17 protein-coding genes are annotated in these 16,821 nt (G+C 68.4%); 9 read left to right on the forward strand and 8 right to left on the reverse strand.

Going from position 1 to position 16,821, the window contains the following annotated elements; all coding sequences use genetic code 11:
- Positions 1 to 102: 102 nt before the first annotated feature.
- Genes F6B43_RS13065 through F6B43_RS13080 form a run of 4 tightly spaced genes read left to right on the forward strand, consistent with a single transcriptional unit; the run spans position 103 to position 2,372 of the window.
- Positions 103 to 453: a PadR family transcriptional regulator gene (locus F6B43_RS13065; protein ID WP_150449347.1), complete on the forward strand. Its 351-nt coding sequence runs from the start codon at positions 103 to 105 to the stop codon at positions 451 to 453.
- Between the two features lies 1 nt (position 454).
- A complete protein-coding gene (locus tag F6B43_RS13070) occupies positions 455 to 844 on the forward strand; it encodes a DUF1048 domain-containing protein (RefSeq protein ID WP_150449348.1) in 390 nt (129 codons plus the stop codon).
- Positions 845 to 846: 2 nt separating this feature from the next.
- A complete protein-coding gene (locus F6B43_RS13075; RefSeq protein WP_211368132.1) occupies positions 847 to 1,611 on the forward strand; it encodes an ABC transporter ATP-binding protein in 765 nt (254 codons plus the stop codon).
- Entirely contained in the window at positions 1,608 to 2,372 is a 765-nt protein-coding gene (locus F6B43_RS13080) for an ABC transporter permease (RefSeq protein ID WP_150449350.1), read from the forward strand. The genes F6B43_RS13075 and F6B43_RS13080 overlap by 4 nt, the downstream gene beginning before the upstream one ends.
- A gap of 288 nt (positions 2,373 to 2,660) precedes the next feature.
- On the opposite strand, the gene F6B43_RS13085 is transcribed toward F6B43_RS13080, so the two are convergent.
- From F6B43_RS13085 to F6B43_RS13105, 5 genes are read right to left on the reverse strand one after another with little or no spacing between them, the layout of a single operon-like run.
- Positions 2,661 to 3,923: an ABC transporter substrate-binding protein gene (locus tag F6B43_RS13085; RefSeq protein WP_150449351.1), complete on the reverse strand. Its 1,263-nt coding sequence runs from the start codon at positions 3,921 to 3,923 to the stop codon at positions 2,661 to 2,663.
- 2 nt (positions 3,924 to 3,925) lie between these two features.
- Positions 3,926 to 5,035 carry a branched-chain amino acid ABC transporter permease gene (locus F6B43_RS13090; protein WP_246159936.1) on the reverse strand — a complete coding sequence of 370 codons (1,110 nt, stop codon included), beginning with the start codon at positions 5,033 to 5,035 and terminating at the stop codon, positions 3,926 to 3,928.
- Positions 5,035 to 5,916, reverse strand: a complete 882-nt coding sequence (locus tag F6B43_RS13095) for a branched-chain amino acid ABC transporter permease (protein WP_150449352.1) — start codon at positions 5,914 to 5,916, stop codon at positions 5,035 to 5,037. The genes F6B43_RS13090 and F6B43_RS13095 overlap by 1 nt, the downstream gene beginning before the upstream one ends.
- 1 nt (position 5,917) lies before the next feature.
- Positions 5,918 to 6,628, reverse strand: a complete 711-nt coding sequence (locus F6B43_RS13100) for an ABC transporter ATP-binding protein (protein ID WP_150449353.1) — start codon at positions 6,626 to 6,628, stop codon at positions 5,918 to 5,920.
- Positions 6,615 to 7,397: an ABC transporter ATP-binding protein gene (locus F6B43_RS13105; protein WP_150449354.1), complete on the reverse strand. Its 783-nt coding sequence runs from the start codon at positions 7,395 to 7,397 to the stop codon at positions 6,615 to 6,617. Before F6B43_RS13105 ends, F6B43_RS13100 begins: the two co-directional genes overlap by 14 nt.
- 284 nt (positions 7,398 to 7,681) lie before the next feature.
- Here F6B43_RS13105 and F6B43_RS13110 point away from each other — a divergent pair, with 284 nt between their 5' ends.
- Both F6B43_RS13110 and F6B43_RS13115 read left to right on the forward strand, forming a co-directional pair.
- Positions 7,682 to 8,593, forward strand: a complete 912-nt coding sequence (locus F6B43_RS13110; RefSeq protein WP_150449355.1) for an IclR family transcriptional regulator — start codon at positions 7,682 to 7,684, stop codon at positions 8,591 to 8,593.
- Between the two features lie 4 nt (positions 8,594 to 8,597).
- Complete coding sequence (locus F6B43_RS13115; RefSeq protein WP_150449356.1) at positions 8,598 to 9,710, forward strand: 5-methyltetrahydropteroyltriglutamate--homocysteine S-methyltransferase; 1,113 nt, start codon at positions 8,598 to 8,600, stop codon at positions 9,708 to 9,710.
- On the opposite strand, the gene F6B43_RS13120 is transcribed toward F6B43_RS13115, so the two are convergent.
- The gene (locus F6B43_RS13120) at positions 9,711 to 10,493 is read right to left on the reverse strand and encodes an NAD(P)-dependent oxidoreductase (RefSeq protein WP_150449357.1); all 783 of its coding nucleotides are present in this window, start codon (positions 10,491 to 10,493) and stop codon (positions 9,711 to 9,713) included.
- Between the two features lie 88 nt (positions 10,494 to 10,581).
- Between F6B43_RS13120 and F6B43_RS13125 the strand changes: the two genes are divergently transcribed.
- Complete coding sequence (locus F6B43_RS13125) at positions 10,582 to 11,238, forward strand: GntR family transcriptional regulator (RefSeq protein WP_150449358.1); 657 nt, start codon at positions 10,582 to 10,584, stop codon at positions 11,236 to 11,238.
- Positions 11,239 to 11,373: 135 nt separating this feature from the next.
- Here the strand turns inward: F6B43_RS13125 and F6B43_RS13130 are convergent, their stop codons facing one another.
- Positions 11,374 to 12,726, reverse strand: a complete 1,353-nt coding sequence (locus F6B43_RS13130) for an aminomethyltransferase family protein (protein WP_150449359.1) — start codon at positions 12,724 to 12,726, stop codon at positions 11,374 to 11,376.
- 111 nt (positions 12,727 to 12,837) lie between these two features.
- On the opposite strand from F6B43_RS13130, the gene F6B43_RS13135 reads away from it, so the two are divergent.
- Together F6B43_RS13135 and F6B43_RS13140 are read left to right on the forward strand one after the other, a co-directional pair.
- Positions 12,838 to 13,782 carry a LysR family transcriptional regulator gene (locus F6B43_RS13135; RefSeq protein ID WP_170285660.1) on the forward strand — a complete coding sequence of 315 codons (945 nt, stop codon included), beginning with the start codon at positions 12,838 to 12,840 and terminating at the stop codon, positions 13,780 to 13,782.
- A gap of 116 nt (positions 13,783 to 13,898) precedes the next feature.
- Positions 13,899 to 15,269 carry an aminomethyltransferase family protein gene (locus F6B43_RS13140; protein WP_150449361.1) on the forward strand — a complete coding sequence of 457 codons (1,371 nt, stop codon included), beginning with the start codon at positions 13,899 to 13,901 and terminating at the stop codon, positions 15,267 to 15,269.
- A gap of 60 nt (positions 15,270 to 15,329) precedes the next feature.
- Here F6B43_RS13140 and ligM read toward each other — a convergent pair whose 3' ends face one another.
- A complete protein-coding gene (gene ligM, locus F6B43_RS13145) occupies positions 15,330 to 16,736 on the reverse strand; it encodes a vanillate/3-O-methylgallate O-demethylase (RefSeq protein WP_150449362.1) in 1,407 nt (468 codons plus the stop codon).
- Between the last annotated feature and the right edge of the window lie 85 nt (positions 16,737 to 16,821).

Raw genomic sequence — 16,821 nt, forward strand, 5'->3', positions numbered from 1 at the left:
CGAGGCTACCGAGCATCCCACTACTCAGTGTTGCCAACTACTAGTACCTAGTGTTACCGTCTAGTGGTAGTCAGCGACACAGAGTAGATGAAGGAGGTGGGCATGGGCAACCAGATGACCGAGATGCTCAAGGGCACTCTCGAGGGCATCGTCCTCGCGGTGCTGTCGACGCAGCCGGCCTACGGCTACGAGATCACCGCGCGACTGCGCGACCAGGGCTTCTCCGACCTCGTGGAGGGCACCGTGTACGCACTGCTCGTGCGTATCGAGCAGCGCGGGATGGTCGACGTCGAGAAGGTGCCCTCGGAGAAGGGGCCGCCCCGCAAGGTGTACTCGCTGAACGCGACGGGTCGCGCGCAGCTCGAAGAGTTCTGGAGGACCTGGAGCTTCCTCTCCGAACGCATCGGAAAGCTCCAGACCGACAACGCAGCACACACAGAAGGAGAGAACTGAGATGGCCGCGAAATGGATCGAGTTCCTCACAGGATCGCTCGACGACAAGAAGGCCTACCGGCAGTACAAGGCCCGGATAGCCGCGCTGCCCGAGCCGCACCGAACAGCCGCGAAGGCCTTCGAGCGCTACTTCATGTACAACGGCGGGATCACCGATGGCGACCCCGCGATGATGATCACGATGCTGAACGACTTCGCCGATCTGTGGGAGCGTGCAGCCGCCGACGGGACGCCCGTGGACGAGATCGTCGGCGAGGACCCGGTCGAGTTCGCCGAGGCGTTCGCGGCCGCGTACTCGGGCAAGCGCTGGATCGATAAGGAGCGCGCCCGCTTGTCCGACACCATTCGGGGACTCGGCGACGACGACCCCGAGCGCGGGACGAAGGACTGATCATGGATGCCGCGATCAGCGTCCGTGGGATCGAGAAGTCCTTCAAGGACCTCCATGTCCTCCGCGGCGTCGACTTCGACGTGGCGCCGGGGAGCATCTTCGCGCTCCTCGGCTCCAACGGCGCCGGCAAGACCACTCTCGTCCGGATCCTCTCTACCCTGCTGAAGGCCGACGCCGGCACCGCTGCCGTCGCCGGCTTCGGCGTCGCGGAGGCCCCCGACGACGTGCGCCGCTCGATCAGTCTCACCGGGCAGTTCGCCGCGGTCGATGAAGTGCTGAGCGGTCGCGAGAACCTGGTGCTGGTGGCCCGGCTCCGTCATCTGAGCAAGCCTCGTGCCATCGCCGACGAGCTGCTGGCCCGCTTCTCGCTCGCGGACGCGGCCGACCGCAAGGCGGGCACGTACTCCGGAGGGATGCGCCGCCGCCTCGACATCGCGATGAGTCTCATCGGCGACCCGCCCGTCATCTTCCTCGACGAACCCACCACCGGGCTCGATCCGCAGGCGCGCATCGAGGTGTGGCAGACCGTCCAGCAGCTGGCCAAGGGGGGCACGACGGTCCTCCTGACCACCCAGTACCTCGATGAGGCGGAGCACCTCGCCGACCGGATCGCGATCCTCCATGAGGGCACGATCATCCAGAACGGCACCCTCGCAGAGCTGAAGCAGCTCCTGCCGCCCGCCCGGGTGGAGTACGTCGAGAAGCAGCCCTCCCTCGAGGAGGTCTTCCTCGCCCTGGTGGGCGACACCGGAAAGGAATCACGATGACCACGTACGTCCTCAGCGACACCGGCGTCCTGACCGGCAGGTCGCTGCGCCACATCCTCCGCAGCCCCGACACGATCATCACGACCGCGGTCACCCCCGTGGCGCTCATGCTCCTGTTCGTCTATGTGCTGGGCGGCGCGATCTCGATCGGCTCGAGCGAGTCGTACATCGACTACATGCTCCCCGGCATCCTGCTCATCACCATCGCCTCAGGAGTGGCGTACACCGCGTATCGGCTGTTCCTCGACATGCAGGGGGGCATCTTCGACCGCTTCCAGTCGATGCCGATCGCCCGGTCGAGCGTGCTGTGGGCCCACGTCCTGACCTCGGTGGTCGCCAATCTCGTGTCGATCGCGATCGTGGTCGCGGTGGCGCTGATCATGGGGTTCCGCACCGGTGCGTCGGTGGGTGCGTGGCTGGCCGTCGTCGGCATCCTGATCCTGTTCACGCTGGCGCTGACCTGGCTCGCCGTGATCGCCGGGCTCTCGGCGAAGACCGTCGACGGCGCGAGCGCGTTCAGCTACCCGCTGATCTTCCTGCCGTTCATCAGCTCGGCCTTCGTGCCCACCGCCTCGATGCCCGGCCCTGTCGCGTGGTTCGCCGAGAACCAGCCCGTCACCTCGATCGTCGACACGCTGCGTGCGCTGTTCGCCCAGCAGCCGGTCGGCACCGACATCTGGGTCGCGCTCGCCTGGCTCGTGGGCATCCTCGTGGTGGCCTACATCTGGGCGATCGCAATCTACCGCCGCAAGCTCCGCTGACCCCCCCCCCACCCCCTGCCCCCCGCCCCCGTCCCCCGCCCCTCTCACCGCGAGACCGGATATGCGGCACGAGACCCCGGTAGAAGCCCCCGGTCTCGTCCCGCCCATACCGTCTCGCGGACGGTAGGGACGGAGGGGCGGGGACGGAGGGGCGGCGGACGACGACCGCCCGCCCCCGGAGAGGGAGCGGGCGGTCGTCTGTCGCGGGTCCGGAACAGGCTCACCCGAAAGGTCGTCGCGGGTCCGGAACGGGCTCACCCGAAAGGTCGTCGCGGGTCCGGAACGGGCTCACCCGAAGGTCGTCGCGGGGGCGTAGCCCTTCCCGTTGAACTTCTGGACCTGCACTGCCGACACGGCGGGCTTGCCGTCCTGCGTGGTGTCGATCGTCGATCCATCGAGCATCAGCGGGGCCTTGAAATCGCTGATGCTCTCGAGGGCCGTCATGAAGCTCTCGCGCGTCGGCTCCGTCATCTTCATGAACGCCTGTTCGAGCGTCGCCGCGGCGATCCAGCTCCACACGCAGTGCGGGAACGCCGGGACGCCGTCCTGCTTGGTGTACTTCGCGATCGCGTCGAGGAAGGCCTTGCCGTCGTCGGTGCCGGCGAAGGTCGGGCTGGCGGCGGACTGCGAGAAGGCGACCGAGTAGATCCCGGGGAAAGCCGAGCCGCCACCCGGCTCGAGGATCGCCGAAGGACTCGAGGTGTTCGAGGGCAGGAACCAGCTCGGCAGCCAGCCGATCTGCTGAGCCTTCTGCAGCGAGGAGATCACCAGGGGAGTGATCGACATCGCGTTGAAGAAGACGTCCGCTCCGGATGCCGCCAGCTCGGTCAGCTGCGCATCCACCGACGTGTCGGTCGCTTCATATGTCAGCGACTTCACGACCTCGATGTTGCTCGCGCCCGCGATGGCCTCCGTGAAGCCCTCGACGTACCCCTTCCCGTAGTCGTCGTTCTGCGAGAGGATCGCGACCTTGTGCGGCGCGGTCGAGGACGCCAGGAGCTCGCCGAAGGCGGCGCCCTCCTGCTGGTAGATCGGCACGAGTCCGAGCTGCTCGGGGCTCTGCGTGCGATCGCTGAAGAGGGGGTCGCCGGTCATGACCAGCACCTGCGGGACGCCCTCGGCGATCGCCGCCTCGCGCCACGCGCGATTGGTCGGGGTGCCCAGGCCCACGCCTGCGGCGAAGACACCGTCCGAGACCATCTGCTGGAAGTTCGCGAGAGCCTTCTGCGGGTCGTAGGCGTCGTCGTAGGCCTTGATCTCGACCTTGCGCGTCTTGCCGTCGCCGAAGGTGATGCCGCCGGCGTCGTTCTTCGCGTCGAAGTACGCGGTCGCGCCGTCGACCGTGCAGTTGCCCGGGCCCGCCGTCGCGCCGGTCAGCGGACTCGTGATGCCGAATGTGAGGGTCGTGTCGGTGATGCCGGGACTCGCCGCCGCTCCGCTGCCGGATGCGCCCCCTCCGCTGTCTCCCCCGCGGGAACACCCCGCGAGGGTGAGCGCGATGATGGATGCCACGGCGACGGCGCCGACCAGCCCTCCTGCTCTCTTTCGCATGTTCATGCCTGACCTTGCCTCTCTGTGTGTTCGGGTCCCTCCGGCGTCGAGCCCTGCCCCGGGCTCGCCTCCGAAGCGGTCTGTGGGGTGTTCGGGCCCGCACCGCGCGGCCCTCTGCGTCGCGCCAGGCTGCGGATTCGGCGGGGCAGGCTGACCAGTCCGCCGGGGAGCACGAAGAGGACGACGAGGAGGATCACGCCCTGGATGATCGTCGTGAGATTGGGATCGATCGCGGCCGTGGCCTGCGGGACGAAGACGTAGTACGCGCCGCCGATCAGCGAGCCGATCATGCTCCCTGCGCCGCCGATCACCATCGCCGCCAGCAGGCTGATCGAATGCCCGAAGCTGAGGGTCTCGGGCGACGTGTACTGCACGGCGACCATATAGAGGAAGCCGCTAACTCCGCCGAACAGCGACGCGACGGTGAAGGTGAGCACTTTGTAGCGATAGGGCGAGATCCCCATCGACGATGCGACCGACTCGTTCGCCTTGACGATCGCGAGCGCGCGGCCGAACTTGCCGCGGACGAAGTTGCGTGCGAGCAGGAACGACACCCCGGCGATGAGGAGCACGATGTAGAACTGCCACTGGTCGTCGTAGAGCCCGGTCCATTCCGGCGCGTCCGAGAACCGCGCCGAGACACCTTGCGAGCCCCCGGTCAGGTCGGAGAGTCGTTTGGCGAGCGGCACACCGACGATCGGCAGCGCGATCGTCACCATCGCGATGGCCAGACCGCCCAGGCGGGCGGCCGCCAGGGCGACGGCCAGGCCCACCGCTGCCGGGATGAGGCAGGCGGCCGCGAAGGTGAGGACGATGTTCCAGTCGTTCATCACGCCGTAGGCGGTCACGTAGGCACCCAGACCCAGGAAGAAGATCTGGCCGAGGTTCACCTGGCCGCCGTACCCCATGACGATGTTCAAGCCCAGGACTGCGACCGCATACACCCCGATGCGGATGAGGGTCTGGTTGGCGAACTGCGGCAGCACGAGCGGTGCGACGATCAACAGCACGATCACGAGCGCGATGAGCGCCCCGCGCACCCACGGCCGCCGGAGGAATCCGGATGCCCCGGGCCCTGGCATCCTCGTCTGCACCTCTGCCGTGGCGGCCATCAGACGCGCACCACGACTTTGCGGCCGAACAGGCCCTGCGGACGGAGGATCAGCACGACGAAGACGAGCACGAACGGCACGGCGATCTTGAGGTCGAAGCCGATGAACGGCACGTACACGGCCGCAAGGTTCTCCAGCACCCCGATGAGCCACGCCGCCACGACCGCTCCGATCGGACTCGTGAGTCCTCCGATGATGACGGCGGCGAGGGCGTAGACCAGGGCAGTGTCGAGCATGCCCGGGGTGAGGGTCAGTTGAGGTGCGACGAGCGAGCCTGCCACGGCCCCCAGCGAGGCGGCGAGCCCCCAGCCGACCATGAGCAGCCGCCCGACGGGCAGGCCGGACAGCGCAGCCGACTCGGGGTTGATCGCGACGGCGCGCAGCGCCAGCCCCAGCTTCGTGCGCATGAACAGCAGCTGCAGCACGATCATGATGAGGATGATCGCGAGGATCGTGCCGAGCGAGCGGATGCTGATGACCGCGCCGAAGACGTCGATGCTGTCGAGCGGGAAGAGCGACGGGAACTGACGGTTGTTGTAGCCCCAGATCCACGCGCAGATACCCGTGACCAGGGTGAGGATGCCGATCGTGACGACGACCGCCGTGTCGGGGTCGCCCCGCTCGAAGCGACGGACGAGGAACCGCTCGACGATCGCGCCGATGAAGAACGACACGACGACGGCGATGAGGATGGCGACCAGCACGGGGAGGCCGATCTGCGTGAACGCGTACGCGATGTAGGCCGACAGCACCGCCATCCCGCCCTGCGCGAAGTTGATGAGTCCGGTCGCCTGGTTGACCAGGACGATCGCCAGTGCGAGCGCTCCGTAGATCGATCCCGTCGACAGTCCGTCGATGACCAGCTGGATGAAGGTGCCCACGTCAGCCCCCCAGGTAGGCGCGGCGGATCTCGTCCATGCCCTTGAGCTCCGCCGACGTTCCGGTCAAAGCGTTGCGACCGGTCTCGAGCACCGTCGCGGTGTCGACGAGGGTGAAGGCGAGATTGGCGTTCTGCTCCACGATGAGCATCGCGATGCCCGACTCCTTTCGAAGGCGTCCGATCGCCTCGTAGACGTTCTTGGCTGTTCCGGGGGCGAGCCCGAGGGATGCCTCGTCCAGCAGCAGAAGGCGGGGCCTGGCCATGAACGCCCTGCCGACGGCGAGCATCTGCTGCTCGCCGCCGGAGAGCGCGGCGGCGCTGGACCCGATGCGGTCCTGCAGCTGCGGGAACAGGTCGAGGCAGTAGTCGATGTCGGCGGCGATCGCCTTGCGGTCCTTGCGCAGGTAGGCGCCGACCCGGAGGTTCTCGCGCACGGTGAGCTGCGTGAGCGTTCCCCGGCCCTCCGGCACGTGCGCGATGCCGAGCGCGGCGACGCGATCCGGGCCCAGTCCGCGCAGCTCGCGTCCGTCGAACGCGATCCGCCCCGCGGTGCGGACCGTGCCGCTGATCGCGCGGAGGGTGGTGGTCTTGCCCGCGCCGTTCGCTCCGAGGATGCCGACCGCTCCGCCTTCGGGCACGGCCAGCGAGACGCTCTCGAGCACCTGGACCGGTCCGTACGACGCGCTGACGTCGACGAGCTCAAGCAGCGTCATCGGCCGCGTCCTTTCCGAGGTACGCCTCGATCACCCGCGGATCCGACTGGGCTTCTGCGGCGCTGCCCTCCATGAGCTTCCTGCCGTGGTCGAGAACCACCACGCGATCGGTGAGGGCGGAGATCAGACCCATGTGGTGCTCCACGATCACGACGGTGATGTCGTCGTCGTCGCGCAGGCGCCTGACCGTGGCGATGAACTGCTCGACCTCGCCGTGCGAGAGCCCGGCGGCCGGTTCATCCAGCAGGAGGAGCGACGGGTTCATGATCAGCGCCCGGCACAGCTCGACACCCTTGTGCAGTCCGTGGCTGAGCTCGCCCGCCGGGAGATCCTGTGCCCAGCCCAGGTTCTGGCGCTCCAGCAGGCCTTCGGCACGGGCGCGCAGGTCCCGCTCGGACCTGCTCGTGAAAGGCAGTCTCACGGCCCACGACATCGGTCCGCCCGGAAGCTCCGAGTGGCCGCCGAGCATCACGTTCTCGAGCACCGAGGCATCCAGCTGCAGGGCCGGATGCTGGAACGTCCGCGCCAGGCCGTGCCTGGCGAGTTTCGCGGGCGCGAGCCCGAGCACCTCGTCGCCGTCGATCGTGATCGAGCCCGAGCTCGGCCGATAGTGCCCGCTGATGCAGTTGAAGAGCGACGTCTTGCCTGCGCCGTTCGGCCCGACCAGTCCGAAGATCGACCCGGGCTCGACCTCGAAGCTCACGTCCTCGAGCACTCTGATGCCCCCGAAGCGCAGTGACACATCGCTGAGTCGAAGCCCTGCCGCCATGCGTGACCTCTCCTGCTCGCATCGTTGCTCACGTCGTCGCTCGGGAAAAGCTGCGGCCCGTGGACCGCGGTGTGTTCGACGCTAGGGATGTGCGACGAGATTGTCAACGATTTTGGAACGAGTTTGAGGATCGGTGACCGGTTCGTGATCTCGCGCCCCGCGCGCCCCACGGGAGCCCACACGCTACGCGGTGGGACGACGCGCACACACCGGCGGTTCCGTTCAATGGAAATCGGCCGTATGCTTGCGGCCGCATCGCACGGTGCGAGCACGGAGGGGGAGCGGTGGCGCGAGCATCCCAAGGCCAGTCGGTCCTCAGCAAGCACCTGCGCATCCTCGCCGCGTTCGAGGCGGCCGTCCCCTTCCTGTCGCTGTCCGAGATCGCGGCTCGAGCGGGTCTGGCCCCCTCCTCGACGCACCGACTCGTCGCCGAGCTCGAGGCGGAGGGACTCCTGGAGCGTCTCCCCGACCGCACCTACCGGCTCGGCGTCCGACTGTGGGAGCTCGCCTGCCGCACGCCGGGGGCGCTCGGTCTGCGCGAACTCGCGCGTCCCCACCTGCACGCCGTGCACGCCCGGGTGCGCCAGCACGTGCAGCTCGGCGTCCTGAGCGGCACCGAGGTCGTCTTCCTCGACCGGCTCTCGGTCAAGGACGCGGTGGTGAACGCCACGCTGATCGGCGGACGCATCCCGCTGCACGCGTCATCGAGCGGCCTGGTCCTGCTCGCGTACGCGGGGCAGGAACTCGTGGATGAGGTGCTCTCGCACCCGCTGCGGCGGTACACCCCGCACACGATCGCGTCCGAACGGCAGCTGCGGGCCGCGCTGCGGCGCGTGCGCGCAGACGGGTGGGCCGTGAGCGACGGTCATATCCACGAAGACTCCCGCGGGATCGCGGTGCCGGTGTACGGCGCCCACCGCGACGTGATCGCCGCGATCAGCGTCGTGGTCGCCAACGACGACACGCCTCCCCTGCCCCACATCGAGCTGCTGACCCGTGCGGCCCGCGCGATCTCGGCCGACCTGCGAGGGGCGTATCTGCCGACGGGGCATCCCGCGGCAACGCCGGGGGGCCGGTTCCGTCCGCTCGTCACCTCCTCGGTGCGGTCGATGGAGTACCTCGAGTCGCTCTCTCCGACCGCCGCGGGTGACGGCGCGGCGCACAATGCGCCGGTGTCGGCGCCTCCCGTAGGCTGACGGCATGTCTGTGAACCCCCCTTTCCGCGCCGACATCGTCGGCAGCTTCCTCCGTCCCGACTCGGTCAAGGCAGCCCGAGCACAGCGCGCCGCAGGTGAGATCGACGACGCAGCCCTCCGCGCTGTGGAGGACGAGGCCATCACCGCCCTCGTCGCCCGTGAGGCCGAGGCGGGCCTGCAGCTCGCGACGGACGGCGAGTTCCGCCGTTCGTGGTGGCATTTCGACTTCTTCGGGATGCTCGACGGCGTGAACGTCGTCGAGCTCGACCACGGCATCCAGTTCCAGGGTGTGCAGACGCGCCCGCTCGGTCTGCACATCGACGGACCGGTCGGCTTTCCGGCTGACCACCCGATGCTCGACCACTTCCGCTTCCTGAAGCCCGTCGCCGAGGCCGCGGGCGTGGTCCCGAAGTTCAGCATCCCGGCCCCCACGGTGCTCGACTTCCGGCTCGAGCGCGACGCGCTCGAGGGGTCGCAGTACGGCGGTCACGACGACATCTTCGACGACTTGGCCGCGACCTATCGTGCTGCGGTGCAGGCCTTCTACGACGCGGGATGCCGCTACCTCCAGTTCGACGACACGGCATGGGCCTACCTCTGTTCGGCCGACGAGCTCGCGAAGGCGGCCGAGCGCGGCATCCGGACCGATCATCTTGCGGAGCGCTACGCCGCGCTCATCAATGCGTCGCTGCGCGACAAGCCCGCCGACATGGTGATCACGACGCACGTCTGCCGCGGCAACTTCCGCTCCACCTGGATCTCTTCGGGAGGCTACGAGCCCGTCGCCGAGCAGCTGCTGGGCGAGACGACGTTCGACGGCTACTTCCTCGAGTACGACAGCGAGCGCGCCGGCGGTTTCGAGCCGCTGCGGTTCCTGCCCAAGGGCGACAAGGTCGTGGAGCTCGGGCTCGTCACGACCAAGTCCGGAACGCTCGAAGACCCCAACGAGCTCAAGCGCCGGATCGATGAGGCGGCCGCGATCGCCCCGCTCGACCAGCTCGCGCTGAGCCCGCAGTGCGGTTTCGCCTCGACCGAAGAGGGCAACGTCCTGACCGAGGCCGAGCAGTGGGCCAAGATCGAGGCCACGGTCGCCATCGCCGCCGGCGTCTGGGGCTGATCACCCCGCGGCGTGACCCGACCGCTCCGCGAGCACGCGCATCCACTCGATCGTCCCGTCGGTGACGGAATGGCGAGCGCCGAGCGCGACAAGCATCGTGCGCACTTCGCGCATCTCCGTCTCGCGCCGCACCGCATGCTTGGCCGTGCCCTCCAGCAGGTGCCGCACGACCTCGTCGCCGCCGGTCCCGAGCTCGGCGGCGATCTGGTCGAGGACCCACTGCCGCGCGCCGACGGCATCCGCCGCTTCTGCGCTCTCGTAGACGACGGCGGCCAGACCCTTCATGAACACGCTCCTCAGCAGCTTGAGCTGAGCGGCCGCGCCCGCCTCGCCGTCGACGACCGTTGCGCCGATCCCGACCTCGTTCAAGAGCAGGGTGAGCCGGTGCGCGCCGGTGCCGCTCAGGAGCAGGGGCGTGTCGATCCGAGCGCGCGGCACGGGGGCGAGGATCGCGACGTCCACGAAGGGGATGCCGCGCTCGGCCGCCTCGGCAGCGAGCCGCCGCTTGGCCTCCGGCGAGTTCGTGTTCATGTCGGCGAAGACACCTCCCGCGGGCATCGCCGGGGCCGCCTCCGCGAAGACGGATGCTGCGGCATCCGCTCCGACCAGGCTGAGCACGAGCGCGGCTCCGCGTACGGCGGCAGCGATGTCCGGGCGGACGACGACGCCCTCCGGCCCGGCATCCACGCGGGGATCGGTGCCGGTCACCGTCGCACCTCGCGCCGCCAGATCGGCGGCGTAGATGCTTCCCGCTTCACCCAGACCCACGACAGCGATATGCACAGCGGAACCTCCCGTACGAGGCGTCCGCCTCTATATTGTTGACAATAGTGGTGGGAGATCCGCGCGACGGCGCGGACGAGGAGGTCCGATGTCGACGATCGTGCAGGACGCAACCGCCGAAGGGTCCGACGCACGTGTCACGGACATCATCCGCAGCGCGATCGTGCGCGGCGACTACGCCCCCAACCAACGGCTCATCGAGGCCGACCTGAGCGACACGTTCTCGGCCAGCCGCGCGACGGTCCGCACCGCCCTTCTCGAACTCGCCAATGAGGGCCTCGTCGAGCGGCTGCCCAATCGCGGCTCGCGCGTGCGGGCGATCTCGCTCGAGGAGGCGATCGAGATCCTCGAGGTGCGGATCGGTGTGGAAGGCCTGTGCGCCGCCAAGACTGCGGAATCGATCGACGACGAGCACGTCCACGAGCTTCTCCGGCTCCGCCAGGACATGGTGGATTCCGTCGCGGAGGGCGACCTCGTCGAGTACTCCCGGCTGAACCGACTGCTCGATCAGCGGGTGCGCGCCCTCAGCGGGCACGCCACGGCATCGGACGTGCTGGGCAGGCTGCACGCCCAGAGCGTGCGGCACCAGTTCAAGCTGTCGTCGCGGCCTCAGCGGGCCAAGATCTCGGTGCTGGAGCATGCGGCGATCATCGACGCGATCGTCGCGCGCGATCCCGAGGCCGCCGAGCGCGCGGTGCGCGTGCACCTGCAGAGCGTCATCGCGGCGCTCCGCGACCTCCCCTGACCCCCCGCCCCCCTCTCCCCCCCTCCTTTTTCCGCGAGACCGGATAGGCGCCACGAGACAGGGTGCGTCTGTCACCTTCTCGTGGCGCCTATCCGGTCTCGCGGGGGGGGGGACGGGGGCGCGGGGGCGCGGGGGCTAGGTCGTGCGATAGTGCTCGCGCGCGAACGCGGAGTACGGCGCCGGCTGCACCGTCGCGCGGATCGTCACCTGGCGGTGGGGCTCGACGGCGGGCTTGTGCGAGTTCGGCTCCTCACCCCACACCACCTCGACCTCGGTGCCGGGCTCGGAGAACGCCGTCTCGATGCTCGCGAGAGACACGAAGGCGTGCTCGTTCGTGATGTAGCCGACGTCGTGCGAGATGCCGACATCCTTCCCGTCGCTCAGCACGCGGTCCACCTGATGCTGGCCGTAGCGGGCCTTCGGGAGGTCGATGTACTTCGCCGGGATGCCGGGCTCGAACAGCGAGCGCATCGCCGCCGCCACATCGTCGGGGTTCCACACGAGCGTGACCTTCACCCGCTTCTGCTCCGCCGCGTGGCGTTCGAGCGCGGCGCGGCCGATGAAGTCGTGGTCGAACGCGACGCTGCGACCGTATCCGAGGTCGTACGGGGTGAGGTAGAAGTCCTCGATGTCGTCGGAGTCGAAGCTGCCGGCGAGCGACCCGGTGCGCGCGACGGGGAGCCATTCGCGGTACGCCGCCGTCCCCTCGCCGGAGAAGATCGCGGGGAGCGGCGAAGGAACCCATGCGGATTCGAGGTTCGCCGACGAGTACGCCTTCGATCCGACGAGCACGAGATCGAGGTCCTCCCCGGCTGCAATGAGCGCCGAGCGGACGCGCTCGCCCTCGGCCCACGGGCCGAACAGCTCGAACCCGGGCTGACCCGCCATGCCGTGGCGCAACGATCTGACCGTGATCCCGTCGATCGTGAAGGTCGTCATCCCGAAGAACCTGGTCGGCGGAACGGGTGCGCCGGTCGCCTTCTCCATCAGCGCGAGTGCGTTCGGGCCCTGGATCTCGTAGCGGTACAGCTTCGGGTCACCCTGCCGCACGGCCGACGACGCGTCGCGCTCGAACGCGACGTCGTAATCGCCGGTCTCACCGTGGTACTGCACCCAGTCGAGCACCATGTGCCATCCGACCAGGTCGAACGACTGCTCCGCGAGGTGGAACAGGATCGCGTCACCGATCAGATATCCCTCGTGATTGACCGCGATGAACTGCTTGGCCTGATCGACCTGGAATGTCGCGAAGCTGTTGACGCCGACGTCGGAGAGCAACCGCAGCGCGTCGGGGCCACTGATAAACAGATCTGTCATGTGGTGCGACTGGTCGAGGAGCGCCACGGACGTCCGCCAGGCGAGCTGCTCCGAGCGCCAGTTGCTGAACTCCGGCGTCACCGGGAAGACCGTCGGGCGGGACTGCGCGTTGCGCAGCAGCGCGACGGGACTCCCGGCACGGGCGATGGCCTGAGCGAGCGTTTCAGTCATGAGAACTCCTTCGTTCCGAATTCCTCCATGCTATGCACGGACAGGTACCGGGCCTACGATCGTCCATAAGCAGTGCTTATCGAGTGGAAAGGATGCCTAAGCCGGCGCATCGTGGACCTCAACCTCATCCGATCGTTCGTCGCGATCTACGAAACCCGCAGCCTGACCGCGGCCGGTGCGCGCCTGTACGTCACCCAGCCGGCCGTGAGTCAGGCACTGGCCCGACTGCGCCGGGAGCTGAACGATCCGCTTTTCCGGCGGGTCGGGCGCGAGATGGAGCCGAGCGCGCTCGCAGTCAGTCTGTTCCCCGGATTCCGGGATGCTCTCGCCGGGATCGACCGCACGATCGACGGTGTCGTGGGGTTCGACCCCGCACTCTCGACCCGGCGTTGCCGGATCGCGCTGTCGGAGCTCGGCGAGATCGGCTACTTCCCGTCGATCTTCCGTGCGGTGCGCACAGCATCCCCGCACGTGCGCATCGAGGCCGTGCCCCTGGATGTCCAGGCGCTTCCCGAATGGCTTTCCCAGGGAACGATCGACCTCGCGGTCACGTCCTCACCCGTCGACGGCGGCTTCCCGCACATCGTGCTCAAGTCGCAGGCCTACGCCGTGCTCATGTCGCGCGACCACCGGCTGGCCGGCACCACCGCGGGCATCACGGTCGAGGACTACATCAACGCCGACCAGGTCGTCGTGTCGGGCGACTCGGGCCTCCCGCGCCTCGAGTCGGCCCTGCGTCGGGCCGGAGCGGCGCTGCGCTCCGACGTCGTGGTGAACCACTTCGCCTCTTTGCCGTCACTGCTCGCGGCGAGCCCGGGTCTGATCGCGACCGTGCCCGACACGATCGCCACCGGGTGGGCGCAGAGCTGGCCGCTGGTCCTGCACCGCCTGCCGCTCGAGATGCAGCCCGTCGAGGTGTGCCTCTACCGCCGGACGACGACGCAGCAGCTCGCCGCGCTCGACTGGCTGTACGACACGGTGGTGCGCGCGGTGGGCGGGACGCAGGGCGAGTTCTTCGCGATCCACGGCGATGCGCGGGCGCACTCCGCGCCCTGAGCCGCGAACCCGGACCCCGGCCCCCGGACCCCGGCGCCGCGGTTCCGTTGAACGGAAACAGCGGCGCTCGGGTGCGTGACGGCTCTTAACGTGGGATTCCCGACGAAAGGTCGAAGATGACTGACGAATCCCTTGCGCAGGCCATTGCGCGTGCCGGAAGCCCCGTGGAACTCCTGCGCAACCAGGACTGGCCCGCTTTCACGTTCCCGGTCGCACCGGAGTTCACGAACTGGCGCGACGAGCAGCGCGCGTGGAACACCTCCGTGGCGCTGATGGACCAGTCGCACCATATGACGCAGCTGTTCCTCTGGGGCGCCGACCTGCTCCCGATGCTCGAGGGCATCTCACCCAACACGTTCGCCACGTTCCGGCCGGGCGTGGCCAAGCAGCTGATCTCGGTGAACAAGGACGGCTATCTCATCGGCGACGGCATCCTGTTCAACATCACCGAGGGCGACGAGGGACTCGTCCTGGTCGGACATCACATCCTCATCGACTGGGTGCGCTTCAACGTCGAGAAGGCCCAGGCCTCGGGCAAGGACGTGTACAGCCGGCTCGACCCGAACTCGCACATGCGACAGGGACCGCCCACCTTCTACCGCTACGAGCTGCAAGGCCCCCACGCCGACACGGTCATGGAGAAGCTGTTCGGCGGACCGGCGCCGGAGATCAAGTTCTTCCACATCGGCGACGTGACGATCGCCGGGCGGCCCGTCAAGGCCCTGCGTCACGGCATGGCCGGCCAGCCGGGCTTCGAGTTCTTCGGCCCGTGGGAGGACAACCGGATCGTCCTCGACGCGATCATGGCGGCGGGCGAGGACTTCGGCATCCGCCGGGTCGGGGCGAAGGCCTACTCGTCGACGCCGCTGGAGGCGGGATGGGTGCCGACGCCGTTCCCGGCGATCTTCGACGAGGACTTCGCCGAGTATCGCGAGTGGCTCCCGGCAGCCCGCATCGGATCGCTCGCCGGATCGCTGTACTCCGCTGACATCCACGACTACTACATGACGCCGTTCGACCTCGGACTCGGCCGCTCGGTGCGGTTCGACCACGACTTCCACGGACGCGAGGCGCTCGAGAAGCACGCCGCGGCACCGCGGCGCCGCAAGGCGACGCTCATCTGGAACTCGGAGGACGTCGCGGCCGTCGTGCGCTCGCAGGTCGAGCCCGGAATCCCCGCGAAGTACCTCGATTTCCCGAAGGCGCGCTACGGCTTCTACCAGATGGACGAGGTGCGCCGCGGGGGCGAGCTCGTCGGCATCTCGACGGATGCCGGGTACGTCGCCTTCGACCAGCTGTACATGTCGCTCGCGACGATCGACGACAGCGTCGTCGAGGGCACCGAGGTCGTCATCGTGTGGGGCGAGGACCCCATCTCTCAGAAGAGCTCGGTCGACGCACACCACCGGCAGGTCGAGATCCGCGCCACGGTCGCCCCCGCGCCCTACCACGACTATGCGCGGACGGTCTATCGCGCCGACGACTGAGGCGAGCGCGAAACGCAGAGGGGCGGATGCTGCAGCATCCGCCCCTCTGTCATACGACTCTCAGACGGCGACCGCCGCGGTGCGCCAGCCGCCGTGGTACTCGGTCCGCGCGGTGACCGCGTACGGCACCGGGCTGACGACCGCGCGCACGGCGAGCTGCTCGTGGGGCTGGACGGTCGTCTTTCGCGATCCGCCGTCCGGCTCGCCCCACACGACGCGTACCTCGGCGCCGATCGGCACGCCGGCGTCGACCGTGGCGAGCGACAGTCCCCGCTTCTCGTTGGCCGTCACGCCGGTGAACAGCGACAGGCCGATGGTGTCACCGTTCGCATCGATGACGGCGTCGTAGTTCGACGAGCCGTAGTTCGCGTTCGGGAGATCGAAGACCTGGTACCCGGTCCCCTCGCGGTCGATGGGCGTCGTGAGGAGCTTCGCGAGGTCTTCGTCGTTCCAGGCGAGGGTGACCTTCTTGCGCTGGGCCGCGGCATCCACCCTCTCGAGGGCGTCGCGGCCGATGAAGTCGTGGTCGAACTTGACGAACGAGCCGTAGCCGAGCTCCCACGGGTTGAGGTAGTAGTCCTCGATGTCGTCCGAGACGAAGGATCCCGCGAGGGCGTTGATCGCCTCGTAGCTGTTCGCGGGCAGCCATTCGCGGTACGCCCGCTCGGCCTCGCTCGAGTAGATCGCCGGGAGGGGCGAGGGGATCCAACCCGACTCCAGCGTGTTGGACGAGTACGCCCGCGAGCCGCAGGGCTCGATGCCGAATTCGCGGCCCGCTTCGAGGATCGCGTCGCGGATCCTGCCGTGGTGGGCGTAGGGACCCCACAGCTCCAGCCCCGGAGCGCCGGCCATGCCGTGGCGGAGCGTCCGCACCCTCTCGCCGGCGATGGTCATCTCGCCCATGTGGAAGAAGCGCACCTTCTCCATCGGTCCGCCGTTGAGCTTCTCGATGATCTGCCAGGCGTTCGGTCCCTGGATCTGGAATCGGTAGTACTCGCGATTCACCGCCGCACCGTACGGGCGCGAGGGCGATCGGTCGTCGTAGCGGAACTCGACGTCGTAGCCGCCGGTCTCGGCGTGGAACTGCAGCCAGTTCGCGCCGGGCGCGCGGCCCACGTAGACGTACTCGTTCTCGCCCTCGTGGAAGAGGATGCCGTCGCCGATCACCCCGCCGTTGGAGGCCGTGGGCACGAACTGCTTGGCGGTGTTCACGGGGAAGTTGGCGAAGCTGTTGATGCCGGTGTCGGACAGCAGCTGCAGCGCGCCCGGGCCCGACATGAAGAAGTTCACCATGTGGTGCGACTGGTCGAAGAGCACCGCCGTCTCGCGCCACGAGATCTGCTCGCGGCGCCAGTTGGTGAACTCGGCCGGCACGACCGGGTAGATGTAGGTTCCGAGCTGCGAATTGCGCAGATGCTCGACGGTGCTGCCCGCCTCGTCCAGAACGTCCTGCAGATTTTCGGCCATGTCCGGTCCCTTCAACTTCTTCGTCGTGGTCTGCTCGCGATGCTACGGACGAGATTTACCTCTGTCCATAGTCATTTGGGGTTAC

Origin of the sequence: Microbacterium rhizomatis (assembly GCF_008710745.1) — a bacterium.
Taxonomy (GTDB): Bacteria; Actinomycetota; Actinomycetes; order Actinomycetales; family Microbacteriaceae; genus Microbacterium; species Microbacterium rhizomatis.